The following is a 21,634-nucleotide window of genomic DNA, read 5'->3' as shown; positions in this document are numbered from 1 at the left end:
TTCTGGAGTTTAAATTCATAAAACTATTTCTAGTGATTGACGATAACTACAAAGTTAAAGCGTCTATCATCAGGCTACGTTCTATGTTAGTTCAGAAAAGGTCAGTTATGTTCACACCTCACACATAAAAGCTTGTAAACAGTCACAATCTCTTATCAGTTTGCTTAGTACCCTCCACTAATCTGCTTTAGCAGATCTTCGATGGTTCGAAGAGCCTGTCGGCTACCGTCAGGTTGGTGAAGTACATACCCCTGCTGTCCGTCTTTATCAATTTCAATGAGCGGATAAGGCCCTTGCTCTTGTGTTGTATGGTAACCACTGCGATTTAGGGCATGACTGAGCCATTTATACTCTACCCCTCTTCCTACTACACGGATGGTCTTTACCTTATCGCGATGTACCTTAAAAGCACCACTCTCATTATCAAAGATAATGCCCTCCTTCTCGAAGAAACGCTTAAATCCATTGGTCAGAATCAAGTCTTCAGGAATACCGGCTTCGATGGCACGTCCTTGCGCCAACAGCCATATCTTATCGGCCAGCTGCAAAGCCAGATCCAGGTCGTGGGTAGATAGGAGAATACCTTTATTCTTGGCGCGCGCCAGTTTTTTCAGCAGCTGCACAATCTCAATCTTACTGGGCAAATCCAGAAAAGCCGTGGGTTCATCCAGAATGATCAGGGGCGTATCCTGCACCAATGCTTTGGCAATCATGGCTTTCTGTCGTTCACCATCGCTCATACACATCAACTGACGATTGGCAAATCCGCCAAGCCCCACATCATCAATGGCTTGCATCACCAGCATTTTATCCTTATGCGAAAGGGTACCAAAGAAATCGGTGTAAGGGCTGCGTCCCAGCGCTACCAAGTCAAAAACGGTCATATTGGTAATCTGGACCTTTTCGGTGAGCACTACACTGACCACCTGCGCCAAATCACTTCTTTTATAAGCCGACAAGGCTTTGCCATTCACGCGCACACTTCCCATAATGGCTGGAATGAAACCACTCAAGGTCTTAATCAGGGTTGACTTACCGGCACCATTGGGTCCCAGCAGACAAGCAAACTCCCCCGCCGCCAGCTCCACATTAATATTGCTGTGTAGTATGGTTTCCTTACTGACACCTTGTCGGTAACCCACCGCCAGATCTTCCGATTGCAATAGTATTTTATCCATGGCTGCTCATCCTCCTGCGTTTAATGATAACGGAAATAACAATGGGCGCCCCTATCAGTCCGGTAACCACATTAATAGGCAGAGCCCCTTCAAATCCCGGAAGGCGGGCAATTACATTACAAAATAAGGCCAGTATCGCACCTGCCAGTATAACGGCAGGCATCAGTACTTTCTGATCGCTAGTGCGAAAAAGGCCTTTGGTAAGGTGTGGCACAGCCAGACCCAGGAAAGCAATGGGGCCACAAAAGGCAGTGATGGCCGCGGTGAGCATACCCGTACAAAACAATATGTATAAACGTGTTCGCTTGATATTCAGTCCCAGATTCTCAGCATAATACTCACCCAGCACCAACAGATTAAGGGGTTTAATAAGCAAGAGGCTAAACAGTAATCCTAACCCTACAACTGGAATTAATATCGTCAGGTGCTCACCATTGACATTGGCGAAACTGCCCAGCCCCCAGATGACATAAGCATGTACGTCTTCCTTAGGACTGTAGAACTTCATCACACCGATGAGTGCCGAGGCGGCATATCCCACCATGATGCCCACGATGAGCAGGATGGTGTTATCGCGCAAGGCCTGTGCGAAAAATACGATGAGCATAAGAATAAAGAAAGCACCCACAAAGGCAGCCGTTACCACGGTAAGGTGACCGTAAATACCATAACCACTAATGCTAACCCCCAGCATATTACCGGCCAACAGCACAACAATGGCCACACCCAATCCGGCACCACTGCTGATACCCAGGATAGAGGGACCAGCCAGCGGGTTACGAAACAGGGTTTGCATCTGTAAACCGCCCACCGCCAGTCCGGCGCCGGCCAATACCGCGGTAATGGCCTGTGGCAGGCGTGATTTAAGTATAATAGAAGTATAGGCCGTACGTGTTGCTTCCCCACCCCCCAGCACACTCATCATTTCTTTGTAAGGGATGGACACTGAGCCCAATCCAATATTCATCAGAAACAAAAGTATGAGGAGTACGGCTAAGAGCACAAATCCCATGATCCACTTTATTCGATGCTCTTCCATATTTACTCTTCTGTCAAATGGTGAAAATAGCGGGGACGATAATTTTTCAACAAGCCGGGGTGAAGCGCATGCACCAGATCGCTTAATACGAAATGCGGCTGCAACAAACCTTCTTCGAAATAACCCGAATATGCAGCATTGGTAATGACGATCTGTTGTTTTTTATAGGCATCGAAATCAATGTATCGCTCATCCATCTTTTTTATCTCCTCATAAGTCACCTCATCGGGATAATTCATTATCATCACCCAATAATCGGTATGCTCGGCCCTGGTAATAATAGTTTCATAATCGAGGGTTAAGGATCCTGTTCCCACAGTATTACTGTAAATATAGTTGCTGCCTGCATCCTTGAAGAAGTTAGCCATGTAACTCTCTCCTGCCGGCGAATACCAGGCTCCCTGATAAAGGTGACCGGTAAATACTGAGGGCTTATTTTTTACCTTCTGTGCCAAGTCCTTAACGGACTGATACTCCTTTTCAATTGCATTAAAGAGCTGACGTGCAGTCTTTCCTTCCCCCAGCAATTCGCCCATCAGCACCAGCCATTCGGCACGTCCCAAAGGGGTGTGCTCCAGGTAATCAGCGTTGGTAATTATGGGAATTCCGGCACTTTTAACAGCGGCAAAATGATTGTCTTTAAAAGGCGACACCATCAAAAAATCCGGCTCCAGATCCACCATCACCTCCACATCGGGCGACATGGACATGCCCACATTACGGATGCTACCGTCCTTAATGGCGGATTGGATATATTCATCGGCAATGTATCGGGGCTCGGCTACCCCACAAATACTTTGTTTCTTATTGAGCTTATCAGCATAGTTCACCATGGTGGATGACAGCGCAATCCAGCGTGTTGCCGGGTAAGGCAGCACGTAAGTGTGGGTTTTGCTCAAGGATGGTTTAAGCTGTGCATCGGCTACGAGCGCCAGGGTCTCCTGCCGGGTTGTATCGCCCCAGGGATCGTTCATAACAATCTGTCGATATCCCTTGAAATAGTTAATGTGAAAGCCCTTGGCATATTTAGGATAGTAGGTACTATCGGCCTGGGCGGCTTGCGATGCTGTTTGCCCCTTGCGTGGCGCGTGTGTGCAGGCACTCATCAATGCGCCTACGAGTAATAATGTTGTCGTCAGTTTTATCATTTCTTTATCTCCCGAAAGATTTATGAATATTCGTGTCACCCAAACAGGTCTTCCGGCTCTCCTTCATCACCTTTCCTTCCCATCCACCATAGGCGGACAGTGGTTTCATTAAGCTGATGCTCCCTTATCGGGCATGGATTACGGCTGCGGGAACAGCTCAGGTATTTCACCTGATTCCCTTTTTAAGCAACCCTGCAAAAGTAGCGTTTTATATCGGATTGATAAACTAATGCGATGCTTTTGTAACGGCAGACACCTTTAACAACAACCTCCCTACTACGGGGCACATTATGGTGTGCAAACAGTAACAATGAAATAGATAAGAAAGTAAACCTGATGAAGCGTTCAAAGTTATAGGAATCGATTCTCTTTCGTAAGATGCTTATAAAGAACCGTTCCATAAACAAACGAGGATGCCTTCGCATTGAAAGGCACCCTCGTGAAATAGTAAAGTACACTGCCTCCGCTTAAAGGACTGCCGTGTTCAGTTTTTTATCGACCAACAAGCCGTTTTGCATTTCAAGATTGAATTTAAAGGCTTTTTTGGCTTTAAAGCGAATGATCAGAATGCTGCCCTCTCCCTCAAGAGTAGCCTGATCGCCCCGGTTTACAAAAGTGGGGTATAAAACACGATTGCCACCCGTATGCAAACGATTATAAGTCAGGTTCTCCATGGCCTTGGTATTTACAGGCTCCACATTAATGTATTCCAGCATCTTTCCGTCGTAAGGCAGGGCAAAGCTAAATGCATTAACGCCCTGCAGGCCATGACCGCTTACCGTCAACTCCACTGTTTCGCCTGCCTTATAGGAAGTTTTAGCAGCACGCAAGGTGAGTTTTCCGGTCAGCGCCTTGTGCTCAGCATTACTTACGCCTCCCTCAAGCTGGGTGCTTACATTGGAGATATCATAGGCATCGATCAGTCCGTTTTTATTAACATCACCCCGGCTAACATAGCCAAAGTCACTATCGCCCTTACGCAGACCGGTGTAGTTCATGTAGGAAGTCAAGTCGTTGGCATCGATCACTCCATCGTTATTGATATCACCGGGCAGGTAGCTTTCGCTGCCCGGCACCTTAAACACGTAGATCTGACGACCCGATCCGAAGTTACCCACGGCCTTGTCCACCTCCATCTTAATGTAACGGGTTACCGGCTGATCTTTCAACAAGAAGGTTTTCACTTCATTATCTCCTTTCCAGGTGAAGGTGCCGGCCTCTGTCCAATGCGTCTTGTCATCGCTGTAATAAAAACGGCCACTCTGAACCACACCATTACGACCGCTCAGGCGAGGCAGGTAAACAATTTTCTCCACCTGACTGATGGATTTAAGATCCATCACAATTTCAAAAGGAATAGAATTATCACCGTAAGCCGTGTGCATCATGGAGTTCTCATCGAAATCGAAGAGGCGATGCAATCCATGACCGCCCTGCATACGCGCTGTACTCCCGGCTTCAATGCCCTTAATGGCAAACTGCAAGGGATCGGCCTTGGTAGTAGCCGTAAAACTGGTCCATGCACTTTGTCCTTCCTTATTAAGCGCGCGACCTTTGAAGCTGTAGGTAGTTTCCGGCTTAAGGTTATCGAACAAAAGTTTGGTATCCCGAATATTAGTATAGGTCATGCCCTCAAACTGCAACTCATAATAATCGGCGTTAACCACCTCATCCCAACTTGGCATTAAGGTGTATGCCGTGGCATTGGTATCGGCCACACAGGCGTTGTTCATGCTTATTAAGCCACCTTCCTGCTGCAATAAATGATTATCAGGCTGATAAGCAAAGCCGCGCAGCTGAAGACGAATATCGTTTTGGCTAACATCGCACGCTGCCATCTTCACCATCAACTGAGGGTTCTTTGTCATCTTCACCGCTTCGAAGGCACTACCCGCTGTAGGGAAGCGATTCAGATCGGGCGCGGCATTGTAATAATACACATTGCTGCCGGCCTCAAAATCAGCCAGCGACTGAACGGCCTGAAGCTTTACCTTCTTACCCTTCACCCGTGCAACGATCTTAGATGGCTGTGCCGTTACATTAATACGGAATTCGGTTGCCTTATCTTTTACAAAACCCTGATAATGACCCTTGGTCGGTGCTATTACCACATTTACTCTGTCATCCTCCTGCACGCACTCAATACGAGTCGTTACAAAGTGATTTTGCAAATAATCGGTGGTGGTACCATCATCGTCGTACTCCACAAAAGAAGAAGTTCTGTAAGGATAAATCTCGTAGATACGCTTCTTTTGGTTAATCTCACTCAGGTTGTTATTAGGATTTACCATGGGAATGATAGCACCGCGCTTCACCAGCACCGGTAACTTCCAGATGGGTGCCTCAAAATGGTTGAGGATGCAATCGCCTTCATATACTTCACCGGTGAAATAATCGACCCACTGACCTTCCGGCAGATAGATATTATTGCGAATATCATCACCCTCGTCATCGGCATTAGTGTTCTGATAGATGGGAGCCACCAAAAAGTAAGGCCCAAACATAAACTGATACTCGGTATTTTTACCCAAGGTATAAGGATTCGTCTCTTCGAGGAACATGGCACGCATGGCGGGCATTCCGTCGATGGCCTCGTAGGCCACGCTGTAGGCATAGGGCAATAACTCAGCCTTCAGCTTCAGGTAATTACGATTGATGGAAGTCGCCGGCTCGCCCAAGGCATGCGGATACTTCTCATTGGCGCCCCAGCCATCCATGTTCAGCTCCATCAGCGTAAAGGTCTTCCACTGAAAATCGCGAATATTCACAATGGGATTCTTACCACCAAAAATACCGTCCATATCGTTACAGATATTGGGCTGACCCGACAATCCGGATCCTATAAAGGTAGGAATATGAAAACGGATATACTCCCAGTTACCGCCTGTTTGATCGCCCGACCAGATGGTAGCATAGCGCTGCGTACCGGCCCATCCATCCAGCGATATGATAAAAGGACGCGCATTGTCTCCCTCGGCCTGCATAATCTCAGCCGCATCCTGCACGCCGTTCAGTCCGAAGGAATAACCGGCGCCCACCCAGGCCACATCGGTTTTAAGGGCACGCACACCGGCAACGCCTACTTCTTTCACTATATCGCGCTGCAATAGTGCCTCAATGGTATCAATGGGATGCAGATCCGACTGTGTCCACAGCCCAATCTCCACACCCTGCTCGTGGGCATAATCACCAAACTCCTTCAGGTTGGCAATGTTACCATCCAGGGTCGATGTCTGTCCATAGCCGGCACCGTAACCATCATTGGGCAATATCCAGCCCAATGGCATATCGTGTTGCTTATAACGATCCACAACGGCACGTGCCGAAAACTGGTAGTTATCCAACTCACCGTTCAGCGACTCTTTAACACCGCCGTTATCCTTCTGCGATTCGCGATAGCGCTTGCCATCTTCAAACAGGATGCCCTTTTCGTCTTCTTTCCAGTAATCGCGGTTATAGGCATTGAGGTGGCCCTGATAAAATCCGAATTTGGGTATGAGCACGGGATGACCCGTCAGCTGATAGAAATCGTTCAGCAGTGCCACCGGCCCGTCGTTCACCATAAAAAATACATCCAGGTAATCAGTGTCATGCGTCAGGGTAACCGTATCCTCTGTTTTGGCACCGAAATCGTACATCCCTTTTTTAAAGGTGTACCACATAAAGCCGTAGCCTGCGGTTGACCAGTAATAAGGATTGGGAGAAGCTACACCGCCATCGGTCCAGCTATTCTGATTCTCGATGGCAATAACCTTACCCTTGTGCGAGAAGCGACCATTTTGCACACCACCGCCGTAAAAATATTCATCCTTGCCTTCGGCCAATTGTATTTTCACTGCTGCTTTTTCAAATACTATGGGTGCTAAGGATTTAGCAACCACCTTGCCGGTTTTCTTATTTGTCAGCGCAAAAGTACTTGTGTTTTTATCAAAGCTTAGGTCGATGGCTGCCGTTCCAATACGGATAATGCTGCCCTCATCATTCAGCTTTAGCTCAGACACCTCGGTGCGTGGATGATCAACAAGAATCTGTGCCGGTGGCTCCGCTTGAGGAGCACGCATGCCCTCTCCGCTATTGTCCTGAAACATTCTGAAGATATGATCTCCATAGAAATCAATGCTCATCTGCTGCTCGTTGGAAAATACCAACTCAACTGTGGTAGCATTGACTTTACGGGCAGACCGTAAGTGAATGGCTTCCACTCCTTTCGGTGTATCGCCTTGGGCGATAGCGGAGCCGGCCACTTGCATAAGTGCCAGAAGGGCAATAAAAGCCCTACTCCAATACATTAATCTTTTCATTCTGATATATTGCTTAATTAACTTTCGTAAACTTTCGTTTCGGGTCTAAAGAAAAGTAAAAACAATATAACTCACAATGATATTATGACGATTTTAAATGGTAGTAAGAAATCTTTCTTACGAAGAGAAGTGATGATATCTTACACAAGTAGTAAGTTCTGAAAGTTCCATTATAATTAAGCACTAACCATAATGGTAACGGCATTGTAATACATATAGTGTATTCTCATCAATACGATAGATCAAACGGTCTTTATGGTTTATTCTCCTGGAATACCACCCTGATAAACTGCCCTTTAAAGCCTCTGGCTTTCCATGCCCCTCATAAGGTGTTCGTTGGCACTGTCTAATTAGTTCATTAATCTTCTTAAGTGTTTTCTTGTCAGTGGCTTGCCAGTATAAATAATCTTCCCAGGCCTGCGACATAAAATTTACTTCCATTATTCAATAAGCTTACGGGTAGCTCCCTGGTGGTTATGGTATTCTTCGAGAGCGTCAGCAATACGTTCAGCATTTTTCGGACTTGATAATAAATATATGGTCTCCTGCATCCCTTCATAATCATCCATCGACATCACCACAACATCTTCACCACGCGAGCGCCTGACAAATAATGGCGCATGCGTTTTTAAAATAGAATCCAGATATGACTTTAAATTTTGTCTGAAACTCGAGTAACTTGTAATTTCCATGATTGAATATTTTTCAGACTCAAAATTACAATAAATTGTACAACTATACAAGCTTTATTATTAAGTAAATAGAAATCCAAGCCAAGTAGCTAATAAGCTTTGAAAGTTCCCTAACTAAAGCATTTACGGAACGGTTCTTCACAGCTGTCTTGTGATGAAGAACCGTTCCATAAAACATCTTGCACATGCTGCCGGAGCCCGCTAAATGTAATTTTACAAGCGTGCTATTTTACAATTGTATGTTTCCACGAGGCACCGCTAATATCAGTTAATATAAGCTGATAACTACCCCGGGGCAGATCTTTGATTGCCGGATGCGTAACGCTAATGTTAGCCTTAGCGCCCAGTGGAACCACCAGACTGTGCTTACCCGGCTTAACACGAGCCACATAGTAGTTGTGAATCGCTTCTTCCGGCAATTGGGAGAGTTCCTCGTGACTCATTGACCATACCATCTCCCCTTTTTCATTGCTTAATTCCATACCAATAATCCAGGCGCCATACACATCCACGCCCTCAGTGCGAAACACATCAAAGGAGAAGGCAGCATCGGTCATTTTCCCATCAGTAAGCTCCAGTTTGGGCTTCACCGACTTATTGTGCAGCGTACCCCACAGACCTCCATGGAATACCTGGTTAGTAAACAGCGTCATGCCGAATACAAAGAGCGACCCAACCAGCACCAGTTTAGGGAAGAGACGATCACCAATAGGTAGAACACCAGAGGCCAGCCAGGGGAACCATTTCTTATTTGTTATGGAGTGCTTCTTGGCTATCAGCAGCCGATCGACCGAATACATGCCACTACCGGTAAAAAAGAGCATGAGCCCCGAGGCAATCCCCAGCACACCAATCTGCCATTCATCCAGGCAGGTGGTGCCTATCCATCCCGATCCCAGCAGGATACCCATGGCCAACCCGAAGATGCCGATGCTCATCAGGCGCGTGAAGAAACCCAGCATAATCGCAAGACCTACGATACCCTCTACAATGGTAAACACTACCATGGCCCACCACAGCGTTTCGGGATTTTCAACCAGGTACTGAATGATGGGTTTGATACCTAGGGCATGTGGTAAAAAGTGATTGAATTTTTCGCCGATATATCCGGCCATTTCCGGGTCTAACTTATCGGCCAGTATGGTTCGGCGGAAGAAGGCTGAAAAATAGGTCCAGCCAATAACAAGGCGTACGCCCAGAGCCAAAAGCCCGGCGTCATTTTTTATGTTGATGTTCATTATTTTTGTATTAAGATTTATCTGAATATTGCAGCTGCTACCCGCAAAAGGCAGGGGCAGCAGATCAAAAATGATTACCTCCAATGCATGGAGGGAATAATAAGTACAAGGCAAAAGGATGAAAATGTGACGACAACGATTAAATTGCTCGAAAAGCTTTACGAAAATAACTATCTATCAATCTTAGTCATCCCCTTGCGAGACTACAGATAAGCCTTAAAGTTTCGGAATAAAATATACAGCGGAACAGGGTGTGCCGCCATTAAAACATCTTCGGTTTGGATGCTGCGATTCACAAAGCGGGGCATGACAACACAGGCGGATGCCCCATGCAGATGAGCCCATCCTTCTATAAGCTGCTTAAACGCAGAAACAGCTGCGGCTTCGCTTACTATATTGCTGTGCCACACGCAGCTACTCAATTGAAGCGTTGCCTTGCTCTTGTTGGCTACCTCGGTAGTCTTCAAGCCCAGGCTTACTTCAATGCTGTTGCGCACTTTGCAGGGCGAAAGAAGCAACAGCAATGCCGTGCCGGCTATGGCCAGCAGGGTAGTTATGTGTTTTATGCTTCTTTTTTCTTTCATAGTGCAATAATAAATGCTAAGCTGTAAAAATAAGCCAAGATATACACACTTCCAAAATCATTCTTATCAGCGGAACAAGCTGCGAAGATAAATGTTTAATACAGCAAACCTGTATTCTGTGTGAGTGCTGTTCAAACTACACTCTAACTCTCTGCAATTAATATACTTATCCCCTTTCGCGGTTCAGTAAGCAACCCGCAGGGAAGGTAGCTATGTTGATCTTCGGTTTCTAGTGGCAAGTATTCAATCCCCCTGAGTCGTATAACTTGCCACAGCCTGGTTACTGGTCCCCCTTTGCTAAGGTGGACAAGCCTTTTTATGATTGTGGTAGTCGTAGCAACAACTAAGATTCATGCACGTAAAATCTGTGGTTTATGAGCACAAACATTCAACCCGCTTCGGGGTTGTGGATGATGGACGTACTTACCACGGGCTTAAACCCGTGGTTATTGACCGTAAACCCCTTTTCGGGGTTAAGCAAGCTTCCTGCAGGGAAGGTATCTGTGTTAATCTGTGGACAGGTACTCAATCCCCCTGAGTCGTATAACTTACCACAGACTGTTTACTGGTCCCCCTTTGCTAAGGTGGACAAGCCTTTTTATGATTGTGGTAGTCGTAGCAATAACTAATTTTCCTGCGCTGCTGTATTAAAAATATCAGCTCTATTTTACCTATACAAAACGCACAACCAAATCAACAAAATGACCTAAAAATGCTAATCAAATAGTGCAATTAGCTATTTTTTGCATGCATGCAACAAAATCCTACATAAAGCACTACGCCCCAACTTCACATAGGACAGTAGTTTGCGAAATCTGCGGACAGGTATTCAACCCGCTTTGGGGTTGTGAATGAGTGGGTTGCTTACCACGGGTTTAAACCCGTGGTTATTGACCGTAAAGCCCTTTCGGGGTTAGGCAAGCTTTACGCAGGGAAGAAATCTGTGCTAATCTGCGGACAGGTATTCAATCCCCCTGAGTCGTATAACTTGCCACAGCCTGTTTACCGGTCCCCTTTAGCTAAGGTGGACAAGCCTTTTTATGATTGTGGTAGTCGTAGCAACAACTAAGATTCATGCACGTAAAATCTGTGGTTTATGAGCACAAACATTCAACCCCCTTCGGGGTTGGGGATGATGGACGTACTTACCACGGGGTTAAACCCGTGGTTATTAACCGTAAACCCCCTTTCGGGGTTGGCAAGCTTTACGCAGGGAGGGTATCTGCGGGAAACTGTAGGCTGTATTTTCTATCTTATTTCTCAAAGCTGTAATCACGATTATAGCGCTGCATCTGCTCCATGAAGTTCTCATCGTAGGAGATGCTTACACCCTTTATTGCTCCATCATGATCATAAACCGGTGTCAAGCGCGGGTTGAGAAAACCCGAATAAGGCGCCACCTTCAAACGGCTGTAACGTTCCTTCACTTCGGCATGCAGTTGCTGATCTACCTTAACGCCGTATTGCTCCACCAGCTGACGTGCTGCTTCATAGTCACCCTGCGATTTAATGCGTTGCACTTCTTTTAAAAGTTCGCCAAAGAGCGTGCGCAGCTTTGCATGATCCTTCACAACGAAATAGGTTTTATCTTCCATCCGGCGCATCTCAATCACGTCACTACCGCCTTTCTCGAATACCCATGAGGCCACCAGCTGACGGTTGCGCATGTGGGTCTGTTCAATATTGGCCCCTTCGCTTATCCGCGCCAGCTGAACCATCAAGCCATTGCGGATGTAGGCATTATACTGCGCCTTAGCCACCTCGGCATTGGGCACCAGTCCCAGCTCCTGCATCTTTTCATCGGCAATAAAATAAAGACCGAACAGATCGGCACGCGCCTCTTCAATCACTGATCCATAGGCCTTCAGGGCGTCCGTTCTTACGCCATCTTCGAGCTTACCCGAGCCATGCCCTACACACTCATGCAGATGCGTGTGCAGATGATCTGCCAGGGCGCCGTACTTGCGATGCAGCTCGATCTCCTGCTGGTCAAAGGCAAACTCCTCCAGAACACCGCTGTTTAAAGAAGCCATCTCATGCGCCTCACTAATATTTTGCAGCGACACCGACTTGGAGCCGTGCTGCTCGCGTATCCACTCGGCATTGGGTAAGTTGATACCCAAGGGAGCCGCCGGGTAGCAGTCGCCCCCCAACATCAAGGCGTTAATCACCTTCATGCTAACACCCTGAACTTTTTCTTTACGGTGTGCGGAATGCACCGGCGAATGATCCTCGAACCACTGAGCATTTTCACTAATACGTGTGGCCTTGCTTGTTTCTTCACGATCCACAATGTTCACCAGACTCTCCCAGGCTCCTTTATAACCCAAGGCATCGCCATACACCTCAATAAAACCATTGATAAAATCAATGCTTCCCTCCTGCTCCTTCAGCCATTCAATGCTATAAGTATCAAAAATCTTCAGGTCGCCTGTTTCATAAAACTGTATTAATATGCTGATCACTTTCCTCTGCACATCGTTCTCAGCCACTTTCTCAGCCTTTTTCAGCCAATGCACAATGCGCTTCAGTGATGCATCATAACGGCCCCCTAATCGCCACACCTCTTCTTCAATTCCTTTTGCTGTCTTTACCAGACGAGTATTTAGCCCGTATGATACCGGCTGTGCACCATCACTCTCCTGTCGCTGCCGGTAAAAGGCCTCCGCTTCGGCCTGAGTAAGCCCCTGATAATAGTTATTGGCCGATGCAGCTACCACATCCTTTCCTTCATCCTGACAAACACGCCGTGCCTGAAAAGATGCATCAAAGAGCAAGTTGTGAAGGCCTTGAAATAACTCCTGAGCCGTGTCGCTTCCCAATTCATGCAGCGCTTCCGGCGCTAGTGCCTCTATCCATCTACGCAGCGAAGCCTCACTAAAACCGGGCACTAACTTGTCCGTGCTATAATGGTGATGCACTCCATTGGAAAAAAGCACCCGTTTATAAAAATCCTCCAGCTGCTTATAGTGTTCATCCTGCTTATCCACACACTGATATATGACATCAAGACAACGGCGCAGCCACAGGTTATGGGCATTATTCTGATCCCAGATGATATCACGTCCAGAGAGTGCGGCCTCAGAGAGATAATAAATGTATTGTTTCTGCTGCAAGGGCAGCTTTTCAAAATTGGGTATCCTGTAACGCAGTATGCGCAAGTCGCCAAACTGCTCTATCTGATAGGGAAATTCGTCTATATTTATTCTTTCTTTTATATCTCGCTTCATCACTTCAATACTGTTAGTTTATCGTTTGGGGTTACGCAGATCAATATCTTTTTTTAGCTGCCACAGTCCTTTGCTAAACTTAAAGGCATTGTAAGAAAAATCAGGCCCGTAATACTGGTATACATTACGAAACATGGGATCAGCCGGAGCCAGATTATCAAACACGATCATCTTCTCACGACGGTCATAGCGCATCATCATGGTAGTTTTGGCCGAGTATTGAAAAACAATCCTGTTGCGGGTAAGCCGATCGGTTTTAAAAACAGGCAGCCCAAAACGCAATCGTCCTCCGTTCTGCACCTGCAGTACATCCAATACGCGCGTCTTCATAAACTCATCATGGCCGCGATAGCCCAGCAGGGTATAGAGTGTTTTGCCTGAATTTTCCGTTTGAATCATATCAAGATAAATGGCGCCATACCATTTTTTGTTGGATAAGGATGAACGCTCGGGCGATCGTATCCTGTCGCTTTCATCGTTCAATAGCCTGATACTGATATCTCCCTCATTGAGTATAACAGCTCCATAAAACACCTGCTTAAAACCCTGCTTCTGAATATTATAAGTACATACCTTTACTTTATGATCGTCCGACAAGAGTGTTTTCATTCGTTTAAGTTGGGGGAAAGTATTTTCATACATTGCCGGGTCCTCCCACAGTTTCATAAGTCGCTCCTGCAATTCCTGATTAAGCGCCTCTTTCTGATCGTCAGACATGGGCTTATGCAAATCCTCAAACCAACACTTGGTCAGTACATCATGGGCTTCCAAGACCAGCTGTTTACCACGGCGCACCCTAAAATGGTAGCGTTCGGCACCATCCAGATGTAGGTCATACTGATACTCATTACCTTCTCTACCGGAATTATATGGCAGTTCATCGCTAAAGACATATACCGAATCATTAGTATTTACAATCCAATCCAGTTGAAAAACATTGGTATAAGTTACCGCACCCAGCACGGCAATTTCCATTTTTCCATTGTCCGAACGAAGTAAATGAAAAGCACTATGGCTGCGACCAAGCTGCTCAATATCTTCGCTATTATCCCATCCGTCGGCAATCGCTCTGCTCAACTTTTGCAGCTTATCCCTCTTGAAGTTGGGATCTGTTTCGGCCACTATTTCATCGATACGCGTAGCCCATTGAACACTATCCTGAGCCCCGGCAAGCAGTGAATATAATGTTAGAATGATTGTAAGACAGCTTTTTACGTGAAGCATAGATGACTATTTGATAATTAAAGCAATGATAATATTGTTCGGTCTGATTTTTCACTTCAAAAGTAAAAATAAAAAACGGATTGCATCGTGGGGTTAGCTCACCTCATCGACACAATCCGTTAGTATTGTTCAGTGGTTTACTTAATCCCAGTTGAGGAGCACCTTACCACAGTTTCCTTCATCCATTACATCAAAGCCCTTCTGGAAATCATTGATGCTATAACGGTGAGTAATGATCGGTGACAGGTCGAGACCTGACATGAGCATTTGCTCCATCTTATACCAGGTCTCATACATCTCGCGACCATAGATACCCTTCAGGGTCAATCCTTTGAAGATAATATTATTCCAATCGACCTGGGTAGTTGATGGCAGGATACCCAGCAGCGAAATCTTACCCGAGTTATACATGTGCTGCACCAGCTGATTAAAGGCCGCCGGCGCTCCCGAACATTCCAAACCAATATCAAAACCAATCATGCCCAGCTTATCCATCTCTTCGCGCAGGTTATCAGTGATGGGATTCACCACCTTGGTGGCACCCATCTTACGCGCCAGCTCTGCACGAAACTCATTGGTTTCAGTGGCCACTACGTAACGGGCACCCGCAAATTTTGCCACGGCTACCGCCATGCTGCCAATCAAACCTGAGCCGGTCACCAGTACATCCTCGCCAATCAAAGGAAAAGACAAGGCAGTGTGTGTAGCATTACCAAAGGGATCCATAATGGCCAGTATCTCATCGGGAATAGATGCATTGATCTTCATCACATTGCTGGCCGGTACTTTTACATACTCGGCAAAAGAACCATCGATATTAACGCCGATACCTACCGTGTTTTCACAGATATGCTGACGTCCGCGGCGACAGTTACGACAACGACCACAAGCAATATGTCCTTCGCCAGTCACCCGGTCTCCCTCTTTAAAATCCTTCACCTCGGTTCCAACTTGCGCAACATGACCCACGTATTCATGACCGATGGTCATACCCACAGGAATGGTTTTCTGCGCCCACTCATCCCACTTGTAGATGTGAAGGTCGGTACCACAGATGGCCGATTTTGATACTTTTATCAAAACATCGTTGGGACCAATCACAGGTATTTTTACCTCTTCCATCCAAATGCCCTTCTCGGCTTTTGACTTCACCAGTGCTTTCATCATTGTCATTGCATTGATTTTTATGATGTAATAAAATTCTTATATGGTATTATTCTAAATAACAAATATGCAAAAGGTATTTGAGTTATACCTATGATTATTGTCATTTTATTTAGCACCGTAGCAGATCGGCCACAGACCTGCAATTGATGAAAGGAAAAGCGGCCACCCGATAGGGCAGCCGCTTTAAGCGCTTTGATGGATCGTTTCTTTATAGTGAGATGCTTATAAAAACGGTCCGTAATGGGTTATTACTACTAATCCTTTTGTGCCCACCACAGGGGTGTCAGCACAGCATCATCACCGTTAAGGAAGCCAACGGCCTGCACATAACCTTCGGGATTACTATTGGCCAGATTGGAAGGATACTTCACCCGCTGCGGGAAGAAGGACACTTGATTGGTCATATAGTTGCTCTCGTTAAGATCCGGCAAATTCAGCAGGGGCTTATCCACCGCAGGATTCTCAAAGAATGGTAATCCCAGTCGACGATGATCATTCCAGGCCTCCAATGGCAAGTATGGGTTTTGCGCAATAAACTTCTGTGTAATGATCTTGGTAAGATGATCGTTGCTTACAGTACCATCTTTATAAATATAGTTTTTGGGATAATTAAACTCAACGGTTCCCTCCTCGCCGGTATAGCCATCCACATAATTCATCACAACAGGTCCTACTGGTTCTGCCGTATGATCCCAGCTTACTGAGGTACCCACACGGTTGTAGGCATCAGAAACAAGATAAGCATCCAGGTGGCCTGCTACATCCCAATAGAGGAAGTTGGACTCAATGCCCTTCTCGTAGGCTTCTTTTCCACTCATGGGCACATCCCAGCCACGCACGGCAGCCTCGGCAATTAAGAAATAAGTTTCCCAGGGAGCAAAGAAGATACGTCCCGGCTTATCTTCAGGGCTAGCCTGGCGGAAGCGCTGACTTAAACGTGGGTTAGTACCGGGGAAAGTAGCCACCTGGTTACGCGCCGCTTTATCACCCCAGTCACCCAGAGGGGCAGCATTCCAGGTAAAGGAAGCATCAATCTCTTTCACCACCTCGCCGTCATCATCCAGAAGATTGCGCACCACTGTTTCAGCATTGTTATCCCATGAAGGATAGAAGCAGAAGTCAGGATTCTCAAAATCACCCGGTATAATGAATGACTTGTAGGCACGAGGGTCTATCTTCTCATGCAAACCATCGTACCAAAATCCGGTTGACGGATCATTGGTCATGGAAGTCAGGTGCTGATCGTATTTCACGCCCATGTAATCGGCCGTGTGAATGTATTTATGAACTGAATCAGGCAACATATCAGCCGAACTAAGTCCACCCAGACCAATGTAAAGGTTATTGAGGGTTGCCGATAAGGGTTGACTATTCCACTCACGGCTCATTACGGCAGTCAAGTCACTCCATCCCCCTTGCTCAGGCACATCAAAGAAATCATCTTCCTCCATTATCAAGTCGCCCTTCACAGCTGCTTCAAACTCAGACTTGGCCTTGGCTGGATCCACCTCTGACAGGCGCATAGCCAGGCGCATACGCATAGAATTGGCATACTTCTTCCATTTTCTCAGGTCGAAACCATAAGCTTTATCATAATCTTTCAAATCTTCAGGCACCTTGGCTGCCTCGCTCAAGTCGATGCTTTCAGATGCCTCCTGCAATTCTTGCAGCATGAAATAGTACACTGTTTGCAAATCATCAAACTCCGGATTGCTGCCACTGAATCCTTCGGTAGGAATGGGACCAAAGGTGTCGGCAAATTCACTTACCAGATAAACACGCCAGATACGTGCTACCTGCTTCAGGTTATCGGTATAAGGAAGAGCGGCGCCCTGTGCCATCTTCTCATCCGAAATATTAACCGCCAGGTAAGCGTTTTTGAGCCATCCCGAGAGGGAATTGTAATAATCGTTACTCCAGCCATCACTGTATCCACCGGTAGCCAAGGCACCATTACCACGCCATTGACGTGCGGCTATTTTCCAGTATAACACAAAGGCACGTTCGGCCACGTGTGGATTCTGCTGAGCACCCACAATAGAGGAGTTGATGATGTACTCCACCTGCACCTGCTCAGCACTGGCTGCCTTAGGATCCACATTTATTTCTTCAAAATCGGAGCAACCTGCCAAAGCCATCGCAAAAACTAAACCGGCAGCTGCATATAATTTTATCATTTTCTTCATCTTCATAAGTTTTTAAAAGTCCAACGACAGGTTAAAAATATAGGTACGTGATGTTGGAGGAGCCGCATTTTCGAAACCTACTGCGTTTGTTCCTGTGGCATAAACCGATTCGGGGTCAACACCCTTTAAATGACTCTTAATCAGCCATACATTATTAACGGTGAAGCCCAGTTTCATGCGCTTAATGGGGGTATTCTCCAGAATTCCACCGCGCAAATTATAACTGAGGCGAATATTCCGCAGTCGCACACTGGTAGCATCGTAGATATTGGCCTCTGTAATACCAAGGTTACCGGGTCCGGTAACAGCATTCCAGTAATCTTGTGTTGAAATAGATGTGGTATTTTCGATGTAATTATCACCATCCATCACCACGCCATCAACTACCATATCTTCGCGCATTCCACCGGGTGCGGTTACATCGGCTGTACCGGCTCTCTGCAAGCCCAGGTTGGTACCCGAGAAGATCTCGCCACCAAAGCGACCATCCACCTGAAAGCTCAAACTCAAATTCTTATAGCTAAAGTTGTTGATCCAGCCTACCATGGCATCGGGCTGCTGATTACCCAGCTTCTTGACCTCACCATCTTCCTGTGGCAAACCATTACCATCCAACAACAAACGTCCATAATGCTCGCTTTCTTCATCAGTAACACGTAAGAAGGAAGTACCATATATCTCTCCGTACATACCGCCCACTGTGGCATCAATCAACACATTATCATAACCACCTAACTTATAGCGCTCTACACCCTCAGCCAGCTCTTCAATAGTATTCTCATTTTTCGAGTAGTTGATTTGCATGTCCCAGTTAAGACCTGTGCTACTTCTGAGCAAGTCTCCATGCAGCATTAGCTCAACACCCTTGTTTTGAATATCACCTGCGTTGATCTTTTTCCGCTCATAACCACTCATTGGGTCCATGGGCAGGTCAATCAACTGACGAGTTGCATTGGATTTGTACCAGGCAAAATCAATACCCAGCCTGTTTTGGAATAGGCGTAGCTCGGCACCAATTTCATAGGATTTAATCAACTCGCTGCGAACAGTCGAATCAAATAATGTAGTTCCAGCGCCGGCGGTTGTATCGCCACTGGGGTCTTTCCCTATCCAGTAGGTATTATACAGCTGATAGGGTTGTAGGTCATTACCCACCTCGGCATAGGAAGCCCTTACTTTGGCAAAAGTTAACCATGTGGGAACCATTGCGCCTGACTTATTCAACATATCAGTTATCACATAAGAGGCTGTTACCGAAGGATAGAAGAAGGATCGATTATCCTTGCTAAGGGTTGAAGACCAATCGTTACGGAAGGTTCCTTCCAGAAACAGGTAGCCATCGTAATTCAGCTGCACATTACCATACACTGAATTGATCTTCCGCTCGCTGAAAGTCTCACTGATTGTTGGATTATCTACTCCATTATTTAAGGAGAATAAATTGGGTACTTCCAATTCACCTGAACTACCGGACAATCCAGAATTATGCTGTTTCATCAGGTTACCTCCCAACATGAGTGAGCCACCCACTTTACCAAAGAGATTATCCTGAGAAGCCGTTACCAGCGCACTGAAGTTGTTTTCGTAGAACACACGCTTACCCAGGCTATAGCGTCCGCCATTGGCTAGTGGACTACCATCGTAGAGTTTGGTCTCCGTATTCGTGGTGTAGCGGTCTGATCCGCCTTTAATCTCAGCGTTTAACCAATCGGTAAAACGGTATTTTAACGAGCCGTGCAAGATAAAACGGTCGCGTGAGTCCTCGTTAAGGTTGTACCTGGCATTCCAATAAGGGTTTACCTGACTTCCACCCCCGTACCAAATCATATTACCTGACTCATCAGCTGGCGGATCAAAGTCACGAATATCTAATGAAATGGGTAAAGAATACATGGTATAATAGGCATTGGAAGCATTGGCTCCCAACAGGGGACGGTTTTTAGCCGTGGTACTACCATATTGTACTTTGGTATCCAGTGTCCAGCGCTCATCGGGACCAAACTTGGAAGTTGCACGAGCCAATAAGTTAGTACGCTGCAACTTAGCACCCGGTATCATACTCTTATCATCCTTGTGAGTAAACGAGGTATACACCGAAGTGCGATCGTACTGCTGCTGGAAAGACACATTATAATCCTGTGTTATTCCGGTATCGAAGAAGTTCTTAACATTATCGTAGGCCATCAGGGGAGCTTGCGTGCCATCCCATTTGGTTACCTCTTGTCCTTCGATTTTTGGTCCCCAGCTGCCAGTGCTTAATTCGTCAAAGATACCACGGCTACCCTGTCCGAAGCTGCTTTGCAACTCAGGATTAGTGAAAATCGTTTCAAAACCATAGGTAGCAGACACTGAGATACCCAGACCATCAGTCTTCTTACCTGATTTGGTAGTAATCAAAATTACTCCATTACCCGCACGCGATCCATAAAGGGCAGCTGCTGAGGCTCCCTTCAATACCGACATACTTTCAATATCGTCGGGGTTAATATCACCTAGTCCGTTACCCATATCGGGCGATGGGTTCCAGTAATCGTTATTGTCTGCACCGGTGAAATTATCAATAGGAATTCCATCCACAACTATCAGCGGCTGGTTATCACCTGTTAATGAACTATTACCCCGCAGCACTATTTTTGATGATCCGGCGGGTCCTGCACTTGACTTTATTACCTGCAAGCCCGACACTTTACCACTGAGGGAGTTAGCTACGTTAGCTTCGCGTGATTCCAGAATGGCTTCTCCATCTACCTCCTGAATGGCATAACCAAGTGCCTTACGTTCCCGCTTGATACCCAGAGCAGTAACCACCACTTCTTCGAGTCCTTCGGTTTCCGATGTCAAACTCACATCGTAAGTACCGGCCGATGGTATAAGCACCTCCTGAGAGCCCATACCCACAAAAGAGAATATCAGGGTACTGCCCTGGGGCACCTGAATGTTGTATAGTCCGTCCATATCGGTGATGGTACCGTTGGTCGTTCCTTTTTGAACCACGGAAACACCCGGTATGGGTAATCCATCTTCAGAGCTCGTTACCGTACCGGTAACACTAATATTTTGGCCGTACACCAGGGTACCCAAGAGGAAGGCCGGTAGCACCAACAAACACCTCTTTAACCAACTTACTGTTCTTTTCATACGTTTTGAATTTTATAGTTCCTAATCCACTGCCCACCGCTAAAAAATGGTGTGATAAAATTCTAACGGCAGACTGCTTAAAACAAAAAATGAACGAGCGAATGCGTAACTCATTCAGCGGCTAAAGTAGGGTAGCTACACAACACTTTCAAGTAGTTTTTTACATTCATTCACAATTCGGAACATATTTAATCATTTCAAAACATATTTACACCTTTGCCCCTAAAAACCTTACCATCAAGGGGGCCTAAGCGAAATAATAAATACACATTTGTACCCGTACAAAAGTGAAGGTTTGGACATCAGCTATTCAACTTCGCTGTAGTTGTGATGGCCGTATTGGGTAAATCGCTGTTCTATAAACAGGGCAATTTCTATTCAACACCTTTGGTGATTATGCTTTTGAGATGTGATAACACAGCCAGTGGGAAAGAATGGTAAATTAACCATCACATGGCATGGAAATATTTTTTCCTCAGTTTTAAACCAGGGAGAAGTTGGGGCTAGGA

14 protein-coding genes and 1 riboswitch are annotated in these 21,634 nt (G+C 46.1%); of the genes, 1 reads left to right on the top strand and 13 read right to left on the bottom strand.

The genetic code is table 11. The annotated features are described in order from the left end of the window. Window positions 1–164: 164 nt before the first annotated feature. The 8 genes from ACRD7A_RS04955 to ACRD7A_RS04920 all read right to left on the bottom strand — a co-directional run bounded on the left by ACRD7A_RS04955 (window position 165) and on the right by ACRD7A_RS04920 (window position 10,180). Window positions 165–1,178, bottom strand: coding sequence for an ABC transporter ATP-binding protein (locus ACRD7A_RS04955; RefSeq protein WP_430810024.1), 1,014 nt, complete (start codon window positions 1,176–1,178; stop codon window positions 165–167). After that, the gene (locus tag ACRD7A_RS04950; protein WP_430810023.1) at window positions 1,171–2,217 is read right to left on the bottom strand and encodes an iron chelate uptake ABC transporter family permease subunit; all 1,047 of its coding nucleotides are present in this window, start codon (window positions 2,215–2,217) and stop codon (window positions 1,171–1,173) included. Before ACRD7A_RS04950 ends, ACRD7A_RS04955 begins: the two co-directional genes overlap by 8 nt. Window positions 2,218–2,219: 2 nt before the next feature. Beyond that, on the bottom strand, window positions 2,220–3,365 hold the full coding sequence (locus ACRD7A_RS04945; RefSeq protein ID WP_430810022.1) for an ABC transporter substrate-binding protein: 1,146 nt from the start codon (window positions 3,363–3,365) through the stop codon (window positions 2,220–2,222). A 25-nt stretch (window positions 3,366–3,390) separates the two neighbouring features. Beyond that, window positions 3,391–3,592, bottom strand: a riboswitch (cobalamin riboswitch). Window positions 3,593–3,832: 240 nt separating this feature from the next. Beyond that, window positions 3,833–7,666, bottom strand: a complete 3,834-nt coding sequence (locus tag ACRD7A_RS04940; RefSeq protein WP_430810021.1) for a TIM-barrel domain-containing protein — start codon at window positions 7,664–7,666, stop codon at window positions 3,833–3,835. A 183-nt stretch (window positions 7,667–7,849) separates the two neighbouring features. Further along, a complete protein-coding gene (locus ACRD7A_RS04935; protein WP_430810020.1) occupies window positions 7,850–8,107 on the bottom strand; it encodes a Txe/YoeB family addiction module toxin in 258 nt (85 codons plus the stop codon). Further along, on the bottom strand, window positions 8,107–8,358 hold the full coding sequence (locus ACRD7A_RS04930) for a type II toxin-antitoxin system Phd/YefM family antitoxin (RefSeq protein WP_430810019.1): 252 nt from the start codon (window positions 8,356–8,358) through the stop codon (window positions 8,107–8,109). The genes ACRD7A_RS04935 and ACRD7A_RS04930 overlap by 1 nt, the downstream gene beginning before the upstream one ends. Window positions 8,359–8,582: 224 nt before the next feature. Further along, window positions 8,583–9,596 carry a TQO small subunit DoxD gene (locus tag ACRD7A_RS04925; RefSeq protein ID WP_430810018.1) on the bottom strand — a complete coding sequence of 338 codons (1,014 nt, stop codon included), beginning with the start codon at window positions 9,594–9,596 and terminating at the stop codon, window positions 8,583–8,585. Between the two features lie 203 nt (window positions 9,597–9,799). Further along, window positions 9,800–10,180 carry a hypothetical protein gene (locus ACRD7A_RS04920; protein WP_430810017.1) on the bottom strand — a complete coding sequence of 127 codons (381 nt, stop codon included), beginning with the start codon at window positions 10,178–10,180 and terminating at the stop codon, window positions 9,800–9,802. Window positions 10,181–10,554: 374 nt separating this feature from the next. Here ACRD7A_RS04920 and ACRD7A_RS04915 point away from each other — a divergent pair, with 374 nt between their 5' ends. Further along, entirely contained in the window at window positions 10,555–10,809 is a 255-nt protein-coding gene (locus ACRD7A_RS04915) for a hypothetical protein (protein WP_430810016.1), read from the top strand. Between the two features lie 624 nt (window positions 10,810–11,433). Here the strand turns inward: ACRD7A_RS04915 and ACRD7A_RS04910 are convergent. The 5 genes from ACRD7A_RS04910 to ACRD7A_RS04890 all read right to left on the bottom strand — a co-directional run bounded on the left by ACRD7A_RS04910 (window position 11,434) and on the right by ACRD7A_RS04890 (window position 21,125). After that, window positions 11,434–13,410 (bottom strand): dipeptidyl-peptidase 3 family protein, encoded by a 1,977-nt coding sequence (locus ACRD7A_RS04910; RefSeq protein WP_430810015.1) that lies wholly within the window; start codon window positions 13,408–13,410, stop codon window positions 11,434–11,436. 18 nt (window positions 13,411–13,428) lie between these two features. Next, window positions 13,429–14,634: a hypothetical protein gene (locus ACRD7A_RS04905; RefSeq protein ID WP_430810014.1), complete on the bottom strand. Its 1,206-nt coding sequence runs from the start codon at window positions 14,632–14,634 to the stop codon at window positions 13,429–13,431. A 141-nt stretch (window positions 14,635–14,775) separates the two neighbouring features. Continuing rightward, window positions 14,776–15,807 carry an L-threonine 3-dehydrogenase gene (tdh, locus tag ACRD7A_RS04900; protein WP_430810013.1) on the bottom strand — a complete coding sequence of 344 codons (1,032 nt, stop codon included), beginning with the start codon at window positions 15,805–15,807 and terminating at the stop codon, window positions 14,776–14,778. Window positions 15,808–16,055: 248 nt separating this feature from the next. Beyond that, window positions 16,056–17,987: a SusD/RagB family nutrient-binding outer membrane lipoprotein gene (locus ACRD7A_RS04895; RefSeq protein WP_430810012.1), complete on the bottom strand. Its 1,932-nt coding sequence runs from the start codon at window positions 17,985–17,987 to the stop codon at window positions 16,056–16,058. 12 nt (window positions 17,988–17,999) lie between these two features. Next, complete coding sequence (locus ACRD7A_RS04890; RefSeq protein ID WP_430810011.1) at window positions 18,000–21,125, bottom strand: SusC/RagA family TonB-linked outer membrane protein; 3,126 nt, start codon at window positions 21,123–21,125, stop codon at window positions 18,000–18,002. Between the last annotated feature and the right edge of the window lie 509 nt (window positions 21,126–21,634).

Source organism: Carboxylicivirga longa (assembly GCF_050589825.1).
Lineage (GTDB): Bacteria > Bacteroidota > Bacteroidia > Bacteroidales > Marinilabiliaceae > Carboxylicivirga > Carboxylicivirga longa.
This window is presented reverse-complemented; position numbering and strand designations above follow the sequence as displayed.